Here is an 18,548-nt window from a genome sequence, read left to right on the forward strand (position 1 = left end):
AGGCAGGCGCGATTAACCCGCCGCTAACCATGCGCACGGTGAATCAGCCCGCCACTGCCTCAAGCATCTCGACGACCTTTGTCATGGGTGTCATCGACCCCATTTCCTCGGCAAGCGCTTCGGCCTTCCGGCGCATTTCGGCCTCACCCAGAGTTCGCTCTATTGCCCTGCGCAGAATATCGGCCTCCCGATCGTATACCGCCACGCCAGCGCCGGTCGCGTCGATGGCCGCCGCATTATGTGGCTGGTCCGCAAACAACGGCACCACGACCTGCGGCAAACCGGCGGCCATCGTGCCCAGAAAGGTGCCCGACCCTCCGTGATGCACCACCGCATCCGCGCACGAGAACACGGTCGTCTGCGGCACGAAAGTCTCGACCGTCACGTTGTCCGGGATCGTTCCTAAAAGCTCCCGGTCCATAACCGGCCCGGTCGTCAGTAATCCGCGCACCGGAAGGTCCGCCAATACGTTCAGGGCCAGTTTGTAGGTCGCTTTCGCCCTGTCACTACGTCCCGATACAGTCCCGAAAGTCACATAGACAAAAGGCTTTCCCTCTTCCGGCAACCAGCCCTCGTCTCCCTCGACGGAAGCCTTGGCGGGGGCGCTTGGCGCGATGCGCACCGGGTCGCTGCCCAGTACCAGCTGCCCCGCGTCAAGGCTCGCCGGAAAATCGGTGAATACGGTCTCACGCCGGCCTTGCACCACAGACGTCCCCGCATACATACGTAAATGTTCGGCGGATTCGTGAAAATGATCCTCGTATTGCACCATGGCCGCGCCTGCCAAGATCGAAATCATTGCGCTCGGAACGTCGGCCTCTTCCGCCGCGATCAGGCCTGACAGCTCCATCGACTCCCTCACCACAAAGTCCGGCGACCAGTCGCCGACAGCGGCGCGGACCGCCGGCAAGGCAGCGCGCGACATGATACCGCCGAAGAATTCGTGAATTGAGATCGGAACCGCCTCGTCCGATGAACAGGCATCGAGCATCGCCCAGACCCGCTTGCTCTCTTCTTCGGTCGGATCAGCGACCGGCATCAGCACGAAGCCGCGCTTCTCGACCGAATCCCTCGCCTTTTCACTGGCAGCGAAGCGCACCTCGTGCCCAGCGGCGCGCAGGGCTTCGGCATAGCGCCAGAGCGGATTGATATGCCCCGCCAGCGGGGTCGACGTAAAAAGGATGCGCATTCTGGTCTCCTTCCCCAGAGAACCAACGGCGACCCAGCTCCGCCGACCACCCGAGCTTATCCAGCACGGTCAGACTTGGGAACCGCTTTATGCGCCGACGTCGGGGCGTCGCAAGATCTGAACCCCGTTGATCTGCCAGCCTTCGGGACCCTCGATCATCTGGTAGTCCAGCATGTGAAACTCGCCCGCCTGGTCGCGGATCATGACCTTTTGCCACAATGCGCCGTCGATATCCCGCAACTCCAGGAAACGGACCTCCCCAGGCCTCCACACCATCGGATACCCATTGCGAACCATCTGACCAAAGCGTTCGGACGAACCGAAAAGCGACTTGATGTTTGGAGACGCGAAGGTAAAGGCGGTCGCAAAATCATCGATTAGAAAAGCATCGATCTGGCTGCGTATCGTGGATTCTATTCCCGGCTCCGACGGCAGTACTTCGGCCGCCGGGCTTCGCTCCGCCCAGATCAGCACCGACAGAACCATCAATGCCGCGTTCAAGAACCTGAGCATTCAGACGCCCTCCCGAATGATGTCTATGACGATCATACGGACAAGCGGCGCGTCTGGACCGTTTTTCGCTGATGAAGGCAGCCTTAGTGGATTACAAGAACTGCCGTCTCTATGGCAGGATTGTTCGAGACATACGCCCAGAAACATCCGCTTGCCAAAGCAAGAATCCAGACAGCAAAAGAATTCAGGAACAAGCGCATACTAGGTACCTCCTGCCGAAGGATAGAACGCCCGAGCATGGCAAAATCTGGACCTTCAAAGGCCCGAAATCGGGCATTTTCAACCCATGTGAACCGATCACCCAAGAGAGCCTGACAATCCCTTGTCGATCAGGGCGATCGTTTCCCGGATGCCGTAGAGCGCGATGAAGCCGCCGAATCGCGGTCCCTGGCTGGCGCCCAGCAGGATCTCGTACAACGCCTTGAACCAATCGCGGAGCGGCTCGAATTCGTGATCCTTGCCGACCGCGAAGACCATGGACTGCAGCTCTTCGGGATCCGCCGGGGCGTCCCATGCCTCAAGACGCACCTTCAGGTCCTCCAGAGCCGCCCGCTCTCTTGCATCCGGAGCCCGGTAAACGCGCTCCGGCTTCACGAAATCATTAAAGTACCGCACGGCATAGCCCGCCGCAGCATCCAGGTCCGGATGACTTGCCGCGGTAGCGTCCGGAGCATAACGGCGAATGAAGCCCCAGAGCGTCTCCTTGTCCTCGGCCCCACTGACCGAAGCCAGGTTCAGCAGCATTGCGAACGGCACGATTAGGGTAGACTCCGGCACATGTCCGGAGTGGATATGGAACACCGGGTTCGCCGCCTTGCCGGCGGCGTCCTGATCCGGATAGGCCCGCAACTGCTGGTGATACTCGTCTACAGCCTTCGGAATCACGTCGAAGAACAGCCGCTTCGCAGTCTTCGGCTTCTGGTACATGAAATAGGACAGGCTCTCCGTCGAGGCATAGGTCAGCCACTCGTCGATACTGATCCCGTTACCCGAAGACTTGGATATCTTCTGACCCTGATCGTCGAGGAATAGTTCATAGCTGAAATGTTCCGGTGGCCGCGCCCCAAGCGTCCGGCAGATCGCATCATAGATCTTTTCGTTGGTCGCGTGTTCCTTGCCGTACATCTCGAAATCGACACCCAGCGCCGCCCAGCGCGCCCCGAAGTCCGGCTTCCATTGCAGCTTCACATTGCCACCGGTCACCGGAAGCGTCCACTCGCGCCCGGTCTCGTCGTCGAACGTCACCGTACCGTTCGCCGCGTCCACATGCTTCATCGGGACATAGATCACGCGGCCCGTCTCAGGATGAATCGGCAGGAAAATCGAATAGGTCTCGCGCCGCTCCTCGCGAAGCGATTTCAGCATGATCGACATCAGGTCGTCATAGCGTTCGGCACAACGCAGCAGTATCTCGTCGAACTGGCCCGACTGATAGAAGGTCCGCGCGGAATAGAATTCGTATTCGAACCCGAAGGTGTCGAGGAACCGGCGCAGCATCGCGTTATTATGATCGCCGAAGCTCTCATGGGTTCCGAACGGATCGGGGACCGACGTCAGCGGCTTCTGGATGTGTTCGGCCAGCATATCCTGCTGCGGAACGTTGCCCGGGACCTTCCGCATTCCGTCCAGGTCGTCCGAGAAGCAGATCAGCTTCGTGGGGATATCGCTGATCACTTCGAAGGCACGCCGGATCATGGTGGTGCGCAGGACTTCACCAAAGGTTCCGATATGCGGCAGACCGCTCGGGCCGTATCCCGTTTCGAACAGAACGAAACCCTTCTCGGGCGGCGCCTTTTCATAGCGTTTGAGAAGCTGACGCGCCTCTTCGAATGGCCAGGCCTTCGAACTCATCGCAGCGTCTCGCATCGCAGTCATTACATCGGTCCCATTGTCGCAGCAGGCTTCCCCAAGAAGCCCCAAGAGCGGCTAAGTATTGCGGGCAACCCGTGGCGTCAATAAATTCACGACCAGACCCAGAAAAGGACGTTGTCACTTGACCCTCAATACCGCCGATTTCACCCCCGAAGACACGCTGATCGCCATCATGATCGCGGTATCCGCCTCCGACGACGCGATTCGCACATCCGAACTCGTCACGATTGAGCGCATGGTGAATCACCTCCCCGTCTTCGCCGACTACGATGTCGAGCGGATCAAGGAAGTATCGAACGCGGTGTTCGACATGCTGGCCGAGGAAGAAGGGCTCGACATTCTTTGGGCGACCGTACAAACGACCCTTCCCTCACGCTTGTTCGACACGGCCTATGCCATGGCTTGTGACGTTGTCGCGGCGGATGGAACCGCACGGGAAGGGGAACTGCGCCTTCTCGAAGACATGCGGTACGAACTCAACATCGACCGTCTCCTCGCATCGGCAATCGAGGCTGGTGCACGCGCACGTCACAGGGTCCTCTGATCGCAGTGCAAACTGGCTGGCGGTCACTGCCCGAAGGAATGCGTGTTTCCCGGTGGCTGTGCGTTTAGCGCCGTTGGCAATACCTTAACTCCGAGCCCGTTATGTTAGGGGTGGGAGGACGGGGGAAACTTGGCCGATGGAAACTTGATTCGAATTCTCAACACCTTGCCGCGAGTCATGTCTCGAAGCGCTCCGCCCAGCTCCGCAGCAACTCTTTCTGCAACTGCCGTGACCGGGCCGACCAACCCTTCGCGCCGCGCGGCCGTTCCCGCTCCTCCGGCGGGATGGCGTCTCGCCGTTCCGTGTCAGCGGAAAAGATTGCGAAGCACAGCTTGCGTCCGCGCCTTGTCGTCAGGAAGCCCGCGAGCGTGCTGACGAAGTTCAGCGTTCCCGTCTTGGCCCGCACCTCTACCCCGTCCGGTGCCGGACGCGACTTGTCCAGCGACAGGTTGAAGTCCTTCATCAGGACGTCGATGCCGGAATTTGCCTGCAGGATGCTCACCATGCCGCTCGGTGAAATGGCCGATCCATAGCCCAGACCCGAATGGTCCCGGAATTTCAGCCCCTTCGCCCCGAATTTCTCGGTCGCCCAACCGGCCATGCGCGATCCCGATGCCAGCAAACCTGACACGGGAACCCCATTCGACAACGACGCCGAAAGCCCCGTCATCTCGGCTGTCAGGTTGGTCGAATACTTCAGCATGTCGACAAGAAGCGGCACCAGATGGTCGCTTTCGCTGGCCACCAGAAGTCTCGCGGACGGCAACGCATCGATCCGTTCGGCTGGCTTCAGCACGATTCCGTTCGACCGTGCCAGCGTCCGGAACACATCGGCTGTATAGACCGCCGGGAAACGAACAGGCAGCCACCTCGCGCCTTCGCTGCCCAAGGCGCCGCGCGCGACGGACCAGATGTCCTTGTCCCGCGATGACCAGTAGTCGTAGACTGGCGCCTCGCGGTCCACGATCGATATCTGCGCCGCACTGGTCGCGGGCCGGGCCCGAAGACCGCGCGCTTCCATAGTGACGTTATAGCTGTCGCCTGACCTCTTCCATTCGAAGTGCACCCGGTTGAAATTCAGGTTCAACCCACCGAATGCCGGATTGTAGCCGACATGATCCGGCTGCTCGTCATCGATCCGGTCGCCCGACGGAAAATCCCCAGGCCAGAAAAGGAAGCGCCCGGTCACCTCGCGCAACCCAGCCTCTCTCAGCGCCACTGCCAGATCGGCCAGGCGATCGGTGTCCAGCGTCGGATCACCGCCGCCTTTCAGGATCAGATCCCCCTCCAGGCGGCCTTTCTCCATGCTGCCCGCAGCCAGAATCTCGGTCCGGAAACGGAAGCTCGGCCCGAGCCGGTCGATGGCATAGATCGTGGTCACAGCCTTCAGGGTCGACGCGGGCGGTAAAAGGGTCTCGCTCAGTCGGGCTTCCAGGACCTCGCCTGTCTCCACATCGGTTACGGCGAAACCCACCCGCCCGCCAAGATCCGCTTTCCGGACGAGTTTTTCACTCACGGAAGGCGGAGCGGATCTCGGTGCAAGACTCCTCGGAACAGGTCGTTCGCTTGTCTCCGGCGCGCGTGCGAAAGCGCTCGTCCCAACGGCCGAGGCCAGACCCGCCAACACGTGGCGTCGCGAAAACCCGTTGAACGAACCGCGGCTCATGACCGCGTTATCCGGCGCGAAACGGCAAGGCGCAAGCGGGTCTGTCACCGCTTCCGTGAATTGTGACCGCAAGGCGTCAGCCGCGCCGCCAGCGTCCGCGCGCTCTCAGAACCGTTGAAGAAATATCACTCATCGGAACGTTCACGAAACACCAGCGCGGCGGCTCCGAGCCGCATAGCAAGCCCGCCTCCCGCCCGCGCAGCCGAAACCGCCGATATTGACGCGATGCTCGCGAGGTGCGCGCCGAAATGCGTTGCCCGGGCCGCGCCATCACACCCACCGGCACCAATTCCATGATCTCCTGCCAGCGGTCCCAGTGATGAAAACCGGCGAGGTTGTCGGCTCCCATCAACCAGACAAACCGAACGCCGGGGTAAGCGCTCAGAAGCGCCTTCAGCGTCGCGTGGGTGTAACGGGTGCCGAACCGCGCCTCCAGTTCCGTGATACGCACCCGCGGGTGCCGCATCACGTGACGCGCATGCGCCATGCGCTCGGCCAGCGGCGCCGGACCATGGGCCTTGAGGGGGTTCCCCGGCGAGACCAGCCACCAGACCTCGTCCAGACCGAACCGCTTCAGCGCTTCCCGGGTAATGAGAGCATGACCCTCATGGGCAGGATCGAAGGAACCGCCCAAAAGGCCGATGCGCATACCCGGCCGGGCCGGAGGAAACCCCTGTCTCATCGATGCCGCCCGAAGTCCTTATCGCAAAACGATTTCCTTGATCCGCCATCGCAGCGGCCGAGTCAAACTCTCAATTGACCCGGACGGTCGGCCGTCACACTTCTTCCGAGGACCGGGCCCAGAGATTGATCAGGTTGCCATCCAGCGACAACTCCTCAATCGTCGCAAGTTCAGCATCGCTGAAACCGGTGTTTCCCAACGCGCCGACACAATCTTCGATCTGGCTGACTTTCGAGGCCCCGATAAGCGCGGTCGTCACCCTTCCGGCCTTCAGCACCCAGGCAATCGCCATCTGCGCCAGCGTCTGGCCGCGCGCCGAGGCAATGTCGTTCAACCCGTTCAGCCGCCGTATCACGTCATCCGAAAGCAGTTGCGGGTTCAGCGACTTGCCCTGTGTCGCGCGGCTGCCCTCGGGAATACCGCCCAGGTATTTCGCCGTCAGCATCCCCTGCGCCAGGGGAGTGAACGCGATCGAGCCGATGCCGAGGTCGTCCAGCGTATCCAGAAGCCCGTCGCGCTCGACCCAGCGGTTCAGGATGTTATAGCTCGGCTGATGGATCAGGCACGGCGTGCCCAGATCTTTCAGGATCGCGACTGCCTCCCGCGTCCGCTGGCTGTTGTAGGAGCTGATGCCAACGTAAAGAGCGCGGCCCGAGCGCACGATGTGATCGAGCGCCCCCATCGTTTCCTCAAGCGGCGTGTCGGGGTCGAAGCGGTGCGAATAAAAGATGTCCACGTAATCCAGCCCCATCCGCTTCAGCGACTGATCGCAGGACGAGATCAGGTACTTCCGGCTGCCCCACTCACCGTAGGGCCCTTCGAATTGCTTGTAACCGGCCTTCGACGAGATGATCAGTTCGTCCCGATAACCGGCGAAATCCGTCTTCAGGATCTCGCCAAATGCCTCCTCCGCCGAACCGGGCGGCGGGCCATAGTTGTTGGCAAGGTCGAAATGGGTGATCCCGTTGTCGAACGCCGCCCGGCAAAGATCGCGCTTCAGGCTATGCGGTGTGTCGCCTCCGAAGTTGTGCCAAAGCCCCAGGCTGATGGCCGGCAGTCTCAGTCCGGACCGCCCGCATCTGCGGTATTGCATCCGCTGGTAACGGTCGTCGGCAGGGGTATAGCGGGGGGTGTGCTGTGGTCTTGTCATGGGCCTCACCGTTCCGCCCGGCAGACGAAATGTCAATGTATCGCAAATGTGCCCTCGCCCCGTCCTCTTGGCGAAAATACTTCGGGGGACGGCGCCATGGGCGCCGGGGGGCAGCGCCCCCTTCCACCGATTGCACCCGGCGCCGCCATTGGCTACATCGCACGGGGTCCAGTCACCGGAGGTTCAAGCATGGCCAGCTACCAGTATGTCTATCACATGGACGGGGTGTCCAAGACTTACCCCGGCGGCAAGAAATGCTTCGAGAACATCCGGCTCTCGTTCCTCCCCGGAGTGAAGATCGGTGTCGTCGGCGTCAACGGCGCGGGTAAATCCACCCTCCTGCGGATCATGGCCGGCATCGACAAGGACTTCCAGGGCGAAGCCTGGGCCGCCGAAGGCGCGCGCGTGGGCTACCTCCCGCAGGAGCCGCAACTGGACGAGACGCTGAACGTCCGCGACAACGTCATGCTGGGCGTGGCCGGCAAGAAGGCCAAGCTCGACAAGTACAACGAACTGGCCATGAACTACTCCGACGAGACCGCCGAGGAGATGGCCAGGCTCCAGGACGAGATCGACGCCGAGAACCTCTGGGATCTCGACAGCCAGATCGACGTCGCGATGGAGGCGCTGCGCTGCCCGCCCGACGAGGCCGACGTCACGACGCTCTCGGGCGGCGAGAAACGCCGCGTCGCGCTTTGCAAGCTCCTCCTTGAAGCGCCCGAGATGCTCCTCCTCGACGAACCGACCAACCACCTCGACGCCGAGACCATCGCCTGGCTGCAACAGCACCTGATCGAGTACAAGGGCACCATCCTGATCGTCACTCACGACCGCTACTTCCTCGACGACATCACCGGCTGGATCCTCGAACTCGACCGCGGCCGCGGCATCCCCTACGAAGGCAACTATTCCTCTTGGCTCGAGCAGAAGGCCAAGCGGCTGGAGCAGGAAGCCCGCGAGGACAAGTCGCGCCAGAAGACGCTCGAGCGCGAACTCGAATGGATCCGGCAGGGCGCCAAGGCGCGCCAGTCCAAGCAGAAGGCCCGGATCGACCGCTACAACGACCTCGCCAACCAGTCCGAGCGCGAGAAACTCGCCCGCGCCCAGATCATCATTCCGAACGGCCCGCGCCTGGGCTCCAAGGTGATCGAGGTGAACGGGCTGGCCAAGCACATGGGTGACAAGCTCCTGATCGAGGACCTCTCCTTCGACCTGCCGCCGGGCGGCATTGTCGGCGTGATCGGCCCGAACGGCGCGGGTAAGACCACGCTGTTCCGGATGCTGACCGGGCAGGAAAAGCCCGACAACGGCACGGTCGAATACGGCGACACGGTCAAGCTGTCCTATGTCGACCAGTCCCGCGACGCGCTCGACGCCAACAAGACCGTCTGGGAAGAAATCTCCGACGGCGGCGAGATCATCCAGCTGGGCGACGCCCAGATGAACTCCCGCGCCTATTGCTCGGCCTTCAACTTCAAGGGCGGCGACCAGCAGAAGAAGGTCGGGCTCCTCTCAGGCGGCGAGCGGAACCGCGTCCACCTCGCCAAGCTCCTGAAATCGGGTGGCAACGTCCTTCTCCTCGACGAACCGACCAACGACCTCGACGTCGAAACCCTCCGCGCATTGGAGGACGCCCTCGTCGACTTCGCCGGCTGCGCCGTGGTCATCTCCCACGACCGCTTCTTCCTCGACCGCATCTGTACCCACATCCTCGCCTTCGAAGGCGAAGCCCATGTCGAGTGGTTCCAGGGCAACTTCGAGGATTACGAGGAAGACAAGAAGCGCCGGCTGGGACCGGATGCGGTGGAGCCCAAGCGACTGAAATACAAGAAGTTCACTCGGTAAGCACCTGAACCCGAAGCGCGGAAGGTCCAGTGGACCTTCCGGGGTGCGAACGGGCGGAGCCCTGACTGGGCTTCTTGGATTTCACGGATAGGTTCGACGCGTGCGCGAAAGCGACTTTGCAAGGCAAAGTTGCGTGCTCACTCGGTTGAGCTCCGCGCGCCCACTGAATTTTCCAATTTGAGCATTTATTTTCTTTAATGCCCTTGGAGATCAGCGGAGCTGATTGCAGGGAAGTTGGGCCACTCGCTGTGTGAACAAGGTGTCACTGCCCACGAATTGGGAAGCGCTTAGCGGCGCTATGTCGAAACCCTAGCGGGGATTAGGCTAAGGCGGTCCGGCTGGAATTTTGGCGATGCCACGAATAATCGGAGCCGGGAGTCGTCGAATTGCGGGCCTCAAGTGTACATAGAAGTGCGCGAACCGCTGGAATTGGGGCGGTATACAAATACTGAGCGAACGTTAATCGCTCATCCGGATGAGCATCGCCTAGGATAAATTCCAATGCGGTTTTCATTCAAAATGGAAGGGCGAGTGCGCCACGCCGATATCATCGGCACAATCGCACTCTTGCTGACGATCCTCGGCTTCTTCGTGTGACGTTGGGCGGCTTCGGCCGCCCTTCCTAATTTCCAAGCGTCATTAGCGCTTAGTAATCGCGCTTCGTACAACGCGCCTTTTGTTAGTTGTTTCGAATTTGAATGTTGCAATTTCGCTGTATGCCAGCTTGCTCAATTGCATCCAGTTCGCCCTTTAGGCGTGCTAATTCGGCCCGTGTTTCCTTGTTTCCACTAATGAAAAACGCGGCGGGCCAAAACAGCACTAGAGCTACACCTGTAGCAACAGCATCATTCTCTGCTTTCTTATCTTGCACTCCAGCAATCTGCGAAGCACGTGCAGATACACGCTGCGCTTCCTGGCGAAGCTGAGAACAGCTGTATCCTTGATATTGTAGCGGGGAAACATAAGAGCCAGCGACTTCAGAACTTTTGTCCGCGCAGGCCGACAGAACCATAGTCAGCGAAATGAAAACGGAAATATGCTTCTTCATTGTTGCCTCGCAAATGCGGTTTCTTTCAAAGCACTTTTCGTAGCAAAATATGTCACGAAATTGTTGGGAATACGGAGTCTTTATCCACCGCCACACACCCTTGACCCACCTCAAAGCCCCGCACCCAACCCCGCGCTAACCTCCCGCCATTCGGGGCGCGATCCCCGCGCCCTTTACCAAGGGAGAAAACCCATGCGCTTCACCCTGCCCGCACTTCTCGCCGCCAGCCCGGCGCTCGCCGACCCCGGCGAATACCGCCACATGATGGATTACGGCTATGGCTACGGTTTCGGCATGATGTTCGGCCCGATCCTCTGGCTGATCGTCCTCGGCCTTATCGTCGCCGGCATCATCTGGTTCGTCCGCAAAGGCGACGGCCCCGGACAGTCCGGCGCCCGCGCCGAACTCGACATGCGCTTTGCCCGGGGCGAGATCGACGCCGAGGATTATGCCGCCCGGAAGAAGCTTCTGGCCGAATAGCCCCTCACACCCGGATCACATATTCCTTCCGCGTCGTCTCCACGACCTCCCACGTCCCCCTGAACCCGGGGCGCAGGACAAAGCCGTCCCCCGGCCCCACCTCGACCGCCTCGCCATCCTCCGACGTGATCACCGAGCGGCCCGACAGGATCCGGCAATATTCCCACTCGTCATAGGAGATCGCCCACTTCCCCGGTGTGCTCTCCCAGACCCCGGCATAAAGCCCGTCCCGTTCCTCCAGGTTCCAGGTCCGGAACCGGGGATCGCCCGCCAGCACCTTCTCCGGCGCCGGCGCGCCCTCTTCCCCCGCCCCTTCGGGCGTCATCATCAGAAAAAGACTCATCGATCCTCCATGCGCTCCCTGTCCCGGATCATTCTATCCCGGTCGCTTTGTCCCCAGCCAGCCTCAGCACCTTCGCGATTTCCCTTGCAACTGCGCCCCGCAGCCCCCATATGGCCCTTGCGAGCGTTATTCTCTATCGACCACTGTCTTCCCTAACACGGCTTTCAGTCTATCGATCAAGACCGACCAAGCCGGGTTGCCGCATGTCGTGGGCAACAAACATTTTAGGAGACAACACGATGGCCAATGGCACCGTGAAGTGGTTCAACTCAACCAAAGGCTTCGGCTTCATCGCACCGGCAACCGGTGGCAAGGACGTTTTCGTCCACATCAGCGCCGTCGAGCGTTCGGGCCTCACCGGCCTGGCAGACGACCAGAAAGTGACCTACGACGTCGAAGCTGGCCGTGACGGCCGCGAGTCTGCGGTCAACCTGCAGCTGGCATAAGCCAAACGACCAGGCATTGAAGGGTGCGCGATTTTCGCGCGCCCTTTTTCGTGGGAGCTTAGGCGCCGTCCCACCCACTCTGTCTCAAACGGAAATAAGCCCCCGGATATTCTTTCCGAGGGCGCTGCACTTTGACAGAGAGCCTTTGTGTCGGAGTACAGTCCCGTCAGGTCGCCCGGCGCTTCTTCGCCAGCGCCAGCCCTCCAAGACCCGCCAGCAGGAAAAGGCCCGAAGCCGGCAGCGGCACTTCGGAGGGTATCTGCCGCACGCTCAGAACTTGGTAGTCGATGTTGTATCCAGCCTCGCCAAAGAAACTGGCATCGCCGAGAGAAAAGGCCCAACCGTTGGAGTCCGCCGCGACCCTATAAGTGCCCGCGCTCGCATTCAGGCTAGCCGCGACGCTGCCCATGTCTCGCATCCAGATCTCGATATCGTTTGGGTCCGCAACAGGCGTGAATTCAATGAAGTCCCAGCAAAGGTGGACAAGCGCGCCGGTGCACTCTGCGACCCATTGCGACTCGCCGTACATGGAATGCCAACCGATCTCTTCCCGCAGCGAGATCGTCCCTCTGCTCGAAAAAATCTGATCGAAGTTCTCCTCAACGAAGCTCCAGCCGAACCTTGTGATCTCGAAGTCCGGTATGGCGGTCAACTCAAAGAGATTTCCCGAACCGCTGCAGAAGTACTCGTCAGACTGGCTGTCGTAATCACAGATGGGCAAGTCGCCCAAGCGGGGATCGGTACCGAATCCCCACAAGGCGACGTGAAAACGCACCGGCTCGACGACAACCTCGTAGCTGTAAGTCGCGGCGAACGTGGCATTGGCGGACAGCATCGACGCAGCCAGAAGCGAAAGAAATTTTCGGGACATCGGAAGCAATCTCCTAAGATTAATTCCAAAATCCTATCTTCTACCCCGAAACGGTGCAATCGCCACATCCAGTCATCGCGAAACCCGGTGGCATTTCGCGCCCTGGACAACACACATATTCCGATAGCTCACCAGGGGGGTGCGCAACTCGGGCGAAAGTCGACGATTACGAGAAAGCCACGCCTGCCTTTGCGCCCAGCTTCTTGAAAATCGTCGCCGCCGGGCAGAAACCCGTGAACGCCGATTGCAACAGGTTCAGGCCGATGAACACAGTGAACCACACCCAAAGCGGCGAGACCCAAACGGTCAGCGCCACGCTCAAAAGAACCATCACTCCTGCAAAGGCCAGCACGGCCCGATCGATCGTCATTTCATCATCTCCTTCTCCAAGACTACTTGTCCTTCGACATCCACTGAAGGATGCCATCCGCCGGCATCGCGCCGGCCTGCCGTGACACCTCGCGGCCGTCCTTGAACCGGATCAGAAGCGGAATCCCGCGAATACCGAACTTGCTTCCCGACTGGGGAAAGGCCTCGGTGTCCAGCTTCGCGAACCGCGCCTTGCCCGCCATCTTGCCGGCAGCTTTCGCGAACTCCGGCGCCATCATACGGCAGGGCCCGCACCAACCGGCCCAGAAATCCACCACAAGCGGCACCTCGTCCAGGCGGCGCGCCATTTCGAGGATGTCGAACGTGATCTCAACCGGCTTTGACGGCATCAGCGCCGCGCCGCACGTTCCGCACTTCGGTCCGGCTCCCAACTTCTCGTCGGGCACCCGGTTGCCCTGCCCGCATTCCAGGCACGCCAGCTTCACGGCCATGACAGCCTCCATATATTCATTTAATCATATATATTATGACAGCCGGTTCATGCAATCCCTGCGATCGCCATTTTGCATCTGTTTTTCCGGCGCTTTTTTGCCCTTTCCCTAGGCATCCTGTCCCGGTCGGACTCGGCAGCACTCATATACATTCGTATATTCATCTCATACAATTATACAGGTTGTGTGAAAGCGTGCTCCGCGCCACCATTGCGCGAACTGCCATCACTCACGGTACAGTCCGCCGGCAGTTAACGGGAGGAAGCGTAGCGGAGCGGCAAGGAGGGGCGAGAAAGATCGCCACGGGATGTTTTCCCTGCCGCCCGCTGCCACCTTGGCGGTCAAATCAGCACGACGACTGCCCACATACCCAGAGCAAAAGCTGTGTGCGCAACCAGCCCCATGATCCGCACTTTCCACGGCGACGGCGTCTTGGCAGCCGCCCAGCCAAGCCCCATTCCCGGCTGCAGAAGGAACCATCCGGCGGCGATCGTCACGATCGAAAAAATCCAGAGGGGCAGGAAAACAGGATCGGCCAGCCATTCCGCGCCCGCCAGAAGCACGAAGATGGCGCCATAAATGATCCCCACACCGTAGTGGAACGCCCAGCCAAGGGCCAGTTCGCCAGGCACTGCCTCCGAGGCTGCAATGCTGTCGTGCCAGATCCGTCCGCGGAACACATGGGCCAGCCAACGTCCCGGCATGGCCCAGTTCGGAAAAGCCTGGCCTGCGAACCGGCTGAGCGCCCAGGCCCAGACATCCATCGCGGCGGTTCCGCCGATCCCCATCAGAATACCAATCAAAAGTGTTTCCATGGTCCCCTCCTCGTCATCCGCATCCTTGGCACAGCGTCGACCGCAGACAAGCCAAATTACGGAACAACTTGCGCGATTGCGGCGGATCTGGCATATGCACCGCGCTACCTTCTACTCGACCCACTGTCTCCTTCACTGGCCTCAGTCTCGATCTAGACGCTCTGGCCGACCCGTCGCACTCTGCGGACGGTACTGTAAATAAAGGAGAAATACGGATGGCCAAAGGCACCGTAAAGTGGTTCAACACCACGAAAGGCTACGGCTTCATCGCCCCGGAAACCGGCGGTAAGGACGTTTTCGTTCACATCAGCGCTGTCGAGCGTTCGGGTCTGACCGGCCTGGCGGACAACCAGAAGGTGACTTACGATCTCGCTTCGGGCCGCGATGGCCGCGAAAGCGCCGAGAACATCGCGCTCGTCAACTGACGCGCGTTGGACCCGGGGCCACAGGCGCCGGGTCCTTTTCCGTCACCCGCGACTCTGGGCTTGGCCCAATCACTCAAAATCTGCATAACCAGCCCCGGGGGAAACCAACCGGAGCAGTTGCCATGCGGACGTCTCTCGTTACCCCCTACATCTTCTCTGCTCTTCTGGTGATCGTGTCAGCCAATGCCGGGCTGGTCGAAATGCTGGGCGGACACCCTTTTTGGTCGATTTCGGTCGCCTGGATCGGCGTCCCCATCGGGCTTGCCCTCGCCATCGGGGCGAAAAGCGCCGGCCTTGGCTGGCGCATTAGGGTTATCGTGTTCTTCGTCTGCCTCATCGCGGCCTATGCCGCCGCCTTCTTCGGAAAACAGCAGTTCGCGGCCTCTTTTGCAGAAGACCGCCTGGCGGGTCAGTTCTGGTATTTTGGCTGGATCGCCGCAGCCGCTGCCGCCGCTGCGCTTGTCGCCGCCATCTTCAGCCCCACACGCGCTCATTCCGTCCGGTAAAGCATCGCGGCGGCCGCCTGCCTGACGGCAAGCGTCAATGGCTGCAGGGCCTGTGAACCCACACGCGTCGATTGCCAGTACAGGGGTGTGTCGTATGGGTTCGCAGGGTCAAGGGCCACCAGCCTACCCGCCTTGATCGCATCCCGAACAAGCGGTTCAGGGTTTATGCCCCACCCAATCCCAAGCACCGCCGCCTCCACGAAGCCTCGAGTCGACGGCAGGTAGTGGCAAGGAAGCGCCACGCGCCCTCCCGTCCGCGCCGCTACCCAATCTGACTGCAGCGCATCCTTTTCGTTGAAGACAAGCGCGGGAGCTGCGGAAAACGCTTCCGCAGTCAGCCCCTCCGAAAAGTAACGCTCCGCGAAACCCGGACTGGCTGTTGCGATATAACGAAGCGTGCCAAGCGCCACGCAATCAGCGCCTTGTACGGGTTCCGGCCGCGCGGTCACGGCTGCGGCGACCTCGCCGCGTCGAAGCAGTTCCACCGAATGGTCCTGGTCCTCGACCAGAACCCGGAACAACCGCCGATCATGCCCCGACAAAGCCGGCAGAAACCAAGTGGCCAGGCTGTCGGCATTGACCGCTATCGAAAGCGACAGCCGATCGCCCCCGCCCAGGTCATCGGCCAATTCGGCATCCAGACGCGCCATGCCGCTGGAGTGCAACGCAATCCTCGCGCCCAGAACAGTGGCCTCCGGCGGGCTGGATCGGGTCAGAACCGGCCCGCCCACACGCTCTTCGAGGGCACGAATACGTTGGGACACCGCCGATGGCGTCACCCCCAGGCGCGCGGCGGCGGCCTCGAAACTCCCGGTTTCCAGTATCGCGCTCAATGCGGAAAGCTGAGGATGAAGGAACATTAGATTCTCTTAATCAGGACAATTCAAATGAATTTGACTGATGGAAGCCTTCAGTGCAACAGCCCCCGAATGACCGCCTTCCTTCCCGGCTTCGCGCTAAGCCTCTCTCTCATCCTTGCCATCGGGGCACAGAACGCATTCGTTCTGCGCCAGGGCATCCGCCAAAGCCACGTCGGCGCCGTGGTCCTGACCTGCATAGCCTCCGAAGCCATCCTGATCTTCGCCGGCGTCGCCGGATTCGGCGCATTGACCCGGGCCATGCCTGCGCTCGACGGGATAGCACGCTGGGCAGGCGCTCTCTTCCTTCTGGCCTACGGTGCGCTCAGCCTGCGCCGTGCGCTCACCCAGACCGAAACCCTTGTCGCATCGGGCATGGCGGAGCAGTCCCGCAGTGCGGCGGTCCTGACATGCCTCGCGATCACCTGGCTCAATCCCCATGTCTATCTCGACACGGTCGTTCTGATCGGCGCCGTCGCCTCTCAGTACGACGCCGACCGCTGGTGGTTCGGGGCCGGAGCACTCTCGGCATCCGCCCTGTTCTTTGCCCTCCTCGGTTATGGCGCGGCAACGCTTCAGCCGCTTTTCGCCCGACCGGTCTCGTGGCGAATCCTGGACATCGGCGTCGCACTTCTGATGTGGGCAGTCGCACTCATGCTGATCACCGCTTGAGCCTTGCCCTGCCGCAGCGCATAGAAGGCCCATGGCCGAAATCCCCGCCACCCCTCAGCCAACTCCGAACAATCGCCCCATCGCCGGGGCGCTGTGGATGCTGGCGACCGGTTTCAGCTTCGTCGCCGTCACAGCTATCGTGAAACACGGCGCACAGGACCTGCCGGCAGCGCAATCGGCCTTCCTACGCTACGTTCTCGGCCTCGTCTTCCTGCTCCCCATGATCGGCCCGATGCGCAGGGCACGACTTACCCCCCGGCAGTTGCGCCTCTTCACCATGCGCGGGGCAGCCCATACCATCGGCGTGATCCTCTGGTTCTACGCCATGACCCGGATCACCATCGCCGAAGTGACCGCGATGAACTACATGACGCCGATCTACATTACTCTGGGCGCTGCGGTCTTCCTCGGCGAGCGTCTCGCCGTCCGCCGGATCATCGCGATCCTTCTGGCCTTCGCCGGCGCTCTCATCATCCTGCGCCCCGGCATCCGCGAGATCACGGACGGCCATATCGGGATGATCGGGACGGCCATATTCTTCGCCGTCAGTTACCTGACCGCAAAGCGCATGGCCGACGAGGTCAACGCACTGGTCGTCGTCGGCATGCTCTCGATCACGGTCACGATCGGTCTTGCCCCCTTCGCATTCGCCGTCTGGCGCACACCGACGCCCGAAGAGCTGTTCTGGATGTTCCTCGTCGCGCTATTCGCCACACTGGGGCATTACACGATGACCCGGGCCTTCGCGGTCGCCCCCGTGACCGTCACGCAGCCCATCACCTTCCTTCAACTCCTGTGGTCCGTCCTCCTCGGCGCCCTCTTCTTCGGTGAACCCGCCGACATTTGGGTCATCCTCGGCGGCACCGTTATTCTGGGATCGGCCACCTTCATCACGATCCGCGAAGCGATGCTCAAACGGCGCACGCGATCGTCCGCCGCCAATGGCGAACCGGCGGAATTCGGCTCAGAACCACAAACGAAACCCCAAATTCCCTGAAAATTCGGGCATCCGCACAAGATTTTCACCGGGATTCGCCCTGATTTCGCCCCTTTCTGCGACGAACCTCCGCCTGTCTGATCCAGGAGTCGCCGATGAGCAGCCCGCAATCCGCCACACCGAACGCCGGTTTCCAGAGCCGCCTGAACCGCGTCGCCGAACGCCGCGCCCCGCACGAGGCCGCACACCCGCAGATCGACGTCCTGCCCGACTGGAAAGAGAACGCACGCGGACCGGCGGGAATCGCCGCCGCCGTGCTGACGGGCATCCTTGCGGTCGTGATCGTGCGCATCGCGCGCTTCCATGTCATGGGCGTCGCTCTGGTCAGCGAGAGCCCCGACATCACGCTCGCCGTCGAGACCGGGGCGGCCTTGCTCCTGTCTTTCCTGATCTTTCTCTTCCTGCCCTGGAAAGGCATCCAGTACCGCTTCCTGCAGTTTGGCGGCGTCGCCCTGATGGCGTTGACGATGCACAACATGGTGCACAGCTCGCCCGGCCTGTTCCGCCTCGCCTTCTCGTCCGACTGGACCGACCGTGTGCTTGCCCAGACCGAACCGGGCTCGATGTATGTCCGCGGCCACTCGATTCCGTTCGCCGGGAAGGTCAACGGTGACGACGAAGACGATGCCACGGAACTCGCCACAGCCGAGACCGAGACCGCTCCGGCCGAAGAGGCCGCAGCGTCGGCCGAACCCGTTGCCGCCGCGGCGCCCGAGGCTGCCGCGCCCGAACTGCCGCGTCGCATCCAGATGGGCAAGACCAGCTTCGGAAACTGAATTGACCCTGCCGCTTCGTTAGTGTGCTCT

Annotated in this window: 22 protein-coding genes; 9 read left to right on the forward strand and 13 right to left on the reverse strand. The window is 61.3% G+C overall.

Annotation, left to right across the window (positions count from 1 at the left end; translation table 11 throughout):
- Positions 1-43: 43 nt before the first annotated feature.
- The 3 genes from ACKLNI_RS17510 to ACKLNI_RS17520 all read right to left on the reverse strand — a co-directional run bounded on the left by ACKLNI_RS17510 (position 44) and on the right by ACKLNI_RS17520 (position 3,577).
- Positions 44-1,189, reverse strand: coding sequence for a glycosyltransferase (locus ACKLNI_RS17510; RefSeq protein ID WP_413720387.1), 1,146 nt, complete (start codon positions 1,187-1,189; stop codon positions 44-46).
- 87 nt (positions 1,190-1,276) lie between these two features.
- Positions 1,277-1,702: a DUF4864 domain-containing protein gene (locus ACKLNI_RS17515; protein ID WP_413720388.1), complete on the reverse strand. Its 426-nt coding sequence runs from the start codon at positions 1,700-1,702 to the stop codon at positions 1,277-1,279.
- A gap of 297 nt (positions 1,703-1,999) precedes the next feature.
- Positions 2,000-3,577: a lysine--tRNA ligase gene (locus tag ACKLNI_RS17520; RefSeq protein ID WP_413720389.1), complete on the reverse strand. Its 1,578-nt coding sequence runs from the start codon at positions 3,575-3,577 to the stop codon at positions 2,000-2,002.
- A gap of 169 nt (positions 3,578-3,746) precedes the next feature.
- Here ACKLNI_RS17520 and ACKLNI_RS17525 point away from each other — a divergent pair, with 169 nt between their 5' ends.
- A complete protein-coding gene (locus ACKLNI_RS17525; RefSeq protein ID WP_413720555.1) occupies positions 3,747-4,118 on the forward strand; it encodes a tellurite resistance TerB family protein in 372 nt (123 codons plus the stop codon).
- 175 nt (positions 4,119-4,293) lie between these two features.
- Here ACKLNI_RS17525 and dacB read toward each other — a convergent pair whose 3' ends face one another.
- From dacB to mgrA, 3 genes are all read right to left on the reverse strand, one after another.
- The gene (gene dacB, locus ACKLNI_RS17530; RefSeq protein WP_413720390.1) at positions 4,294-5,634 is read right to left on the reverse strand and encodes a D-alanyl-D-alanine carboxypeptidase/D-alanyl-D-alanine endopeptidase; all 1,341 of its coding nucleotides are present in this window, start codon (positions 5,632-5,634) and stop codon (positions 4,294-4,296) included.
- Positions 5,635-5,860: 226 nt separating this feature from the next.
- On the reverse strand, positions 5,861-6,466 hold the full coding sequence (locus tag ACKLNI_RS17535; RefSeq protein ID WP_413720391.1) for a nicotinate-nucleotide adenylyltransferase: 606 nt from the start codon (positions 6,464-6,466) through the stop codon (positions 5,861-5,863).
- 94 nt (positions 6,467-6,560) lie between these two features.
- Positions 6,561-7,616, reverse strand: coding sequence for an L-glyceraldehyde 3-phosphate reductase (mgrA, locus tag ACKLNI_RS17540; RefSeq protein WP_413720392.1), 1,056 nt, complete (start codon positions 7,614-7,616; stop codon positions 6,561-6,563).
- Between the two features lie 189 nt (positions 7,617-7,805).
- On the opposite strand from mgrA, the gene ettA reads away from it, so the two are divergent.
- Complete coding sequence (ettA, locus tag ACKLNI_RS17545; protein ID WP_413720393.1) at positions 7,806-9,461, forward strand: energy-dependent translational throttle protein EttA; 1,656 nt, start codon at positions 7,806-7,808, stop codon at positions 9,459-9,461.
- 679 nt (positions 9,462-10,140) lie between these two features.
- Here the strand turns inward: ettA and ACKLNI_RS17550 are convergent.
- Entirely contained in the window at positions 10,141-10,509 is a 369-nt protein-coding gene (locus ACKLNI_RS17550) for a hypothetical protein (RefSeq protein WP_413720394.1), read from the reverse strand.
- A 192-nt stretch (positions 10,510-10,701) separates the two neighbouring features.
- Between ACKLNI_RS17550 and ACKLNI_RS17555 the strand changes: the two genes are divergently transcribed.
- Positions 10,702-10,989 (forward strand): SHOCT domain-containing protein, encoded by a 288-nt coding sequence (locus tag ACKLNI_RS17555; RefSeq protein WP_413720395.1) that lies wholly within the window; start codon positions 10,702-10,704, stop codon positions 10,987-10,989.
- Between the two features lie 4 nt (positions 10,990-10,993).
- Here the strand turns inward: ACKLNI_RS17555 and ACKLNI_RS17560 are convergent, their stop codons facing one another.
- On the reverse strand, positions 10,994-11,332 hold the full coding sequence (locus ACKLNI_RS17560; RefSeq protein ID WP_413720396.1) for a cupin domain-containing protein: 339 nt from the start codon (positions 11,330-11,332) through the stop codon (positions 10,994-10,996).
- Positions 11,333-11,571: 239 nt separating this feature from the next.
- Between ACKLNI_RS17560 and ACKLNI_RS17565 the strand changes: the two genes are divergently transcribed.
- Entirely contained in the window at positions 11,572-11,778 is a 207-nt protein-coding gene (locus tag ACKLNI_RS17565; protein ID WP_413720397.1) for a cold-shock protein, read from the forward strand.
- A 166-nt stretch (positions 11,779-11,944) separates the two neighbouring features.
- On the opposite strand, the gene ACKLNI_RS17570 is transcribed toward ACKLNI_RS17565, so the two are convergent.
- The 4 genes from ACKLNI_RS17570 to ACKLNI_RS17585 all read right to left on the reverse strand — a co-directional run bounded on the left by ACKLNI_RS17570 (position 11,945) and on the right by ACKLNI_RS17585 (position 14,285).
- The gene (locus tag ACKLNI_RS17570; RefSeq protein ID WP_413720398.1) at positions 11,945-12,649 is read right to left on the reverse strand and encodes a VPLPA-CTERM sorting domain-containing protein; all 705 of its coding nucleotides are present in this window, start codon (positions 12,647-12,649) and stop codon (positions 11,945-11,947) included.
- Positions 12,650-12,815: 166 nt separating this feature from the next.
- Positions 12,816-13,019 carry a YgaP family membrane protein gene (locus ACKLNI_RS17575; RefSeq protein ID WP_413720399.1) on the reverse strand — a complete coding sequence of 68 codons (204 nt, stop codon included), beginning with the start codon at positions 13,017-13,019 and terminating at the stop codon, positions 12,816-12,818.
- A 22-nt stretch (positions 13,020-13,041) separates the two neighbouring features.
- Positions 13,042-13,470 carry a thioredoxin domain-containing protein gene (locus tag ACKLNI_RS17580; protein ID WP_413720400.1) on the reverse strand — a complete coding sequence of 143 codons (429 nt, stop codon included), beginning with the start codon at positions 13,468-13,470 and terminating at the stop codon, positions 13,042-13,044.
- Positions 13,471-13,811: 341 nt separating this feature from the next.
- Positions 13,812-14,285 carry a DUF2938 domain-containing protein gene (locus ACKLNI_RS17585; protein ID WP_413720401.1) on the reverse strand — a complete coding sequence of 158 codons (474 nt, stop codon included), beginning with the start codon at positions 14,283-14,285 and terminating at the stop codon, positions 13,812-13,814.
- Between the two features lie 215 nt (positions 14,286-14,500).
- Between ACKLNI_RS17585 and ACKLNI_RS17590 the strand changes: the two genes are divergently transcribed.
- Together ACKLNI_RS17590 and ACKLNI_RS17595 are read left to right on the forward strand one after the other, a co-directional pair.
- Positions 14,501-14,710, forward strand: a complete 210-nt coding sequence (locus tag ACKLNI_RS17590) for a cold-shock protein (RefSeq protein ID WP_413720402.1) — start codon at positions 14,501-14,503, stop codon at positions 14,708-14,710.
- A 122-nt stretch (positions 14,711-14,832) separates the two neighbouring features.
- Positions 14,833-15,216 (forward strand): hypothetical protein, encoded by a 384-nt coding sequence (locus ACKLNI_RS17595; RefSeq protein ID WP_413720403.1) that lies wholly within the window; start codon positions 14,833-14,835, stop codon positions 15,214-15,216.
- Here the strand turns inward: ACKLNI_RS17595 and ACKLNI_RS17600 are convergent.
- Positions 15,201-16,076 (reverse strand): LysR family transcriptional regulator ArgP, encoded by an 876-nt coding sequence (locus ACKLNI_RS17600; RefSeq protein ID WP_413720404.1) that lies wholly within the window; start codon positions 16,074-16,076, stop codon positions 15,201-15,203. The genes ACKLNI_RS17595 and ACKLNI_RS17600 overlap by 16 nt on opposite strands.
- Before the next feature lie 69 nt (positions 16,077-16,145).
- Here ACKLNI_RS17600 and ACKLNI_RS17605 point away from each other — a divergent pair, with 69 nt between their 5' ends.
- From ACKLNI_RS17605 to ACKLNI_RS17615, 3 genes are all read left to right on the forward strand, one after another.
- Positions 16,146-16,745 (forward strand): LysE/ArgO family amino acid transporter, encoded by a 600-nt coding sequence (locus tag ACKLNI_RS17605; protein ID WP_413720405.1) that lies wholly within the window; start codon positions 16,146-16,148, stop codon positions 16,743-16,745.
- A gap of 31 nt (positions 16,746-16,776) precedes the next feature.
- Positions 16,777-17,742: a DMT family transporter gene (locus tag ACKLNI_RS17610; RefSeq protein WP_413720406.1), complete on the forward strand. Its 966-nt coding sequence runs from the start codon at positions 16,777-16,779 to the stop codon at positions 17,740-17,742.
- Between the two features lie 95 nt (positions 17,743-17,837).
- Positions 17,838-18,518 carry a hypothetical protein gene (locus ACKLNI_RS17615; RefSeq protein WP_413720407.1) on the forward strand — a complete coding sequence of 227 codons (681 nt, stop codon included), beginning with the start codon at positions 17,838-17,840 and terminating at the stop codon, positions 18,516-18,518.
- Positions 18,519-18,548 lie beyond the last annotated feature (30 nt).

Origin of the sequence: Silicimonas lutimaris, from assembly GCF_047314965.1 — a bacterium.
GTDB lineage: Bacteria > Pseudomonadota > Alphaproteobacteria > Rhodobacterales > Rhodobacteraceae > JAVJUV01.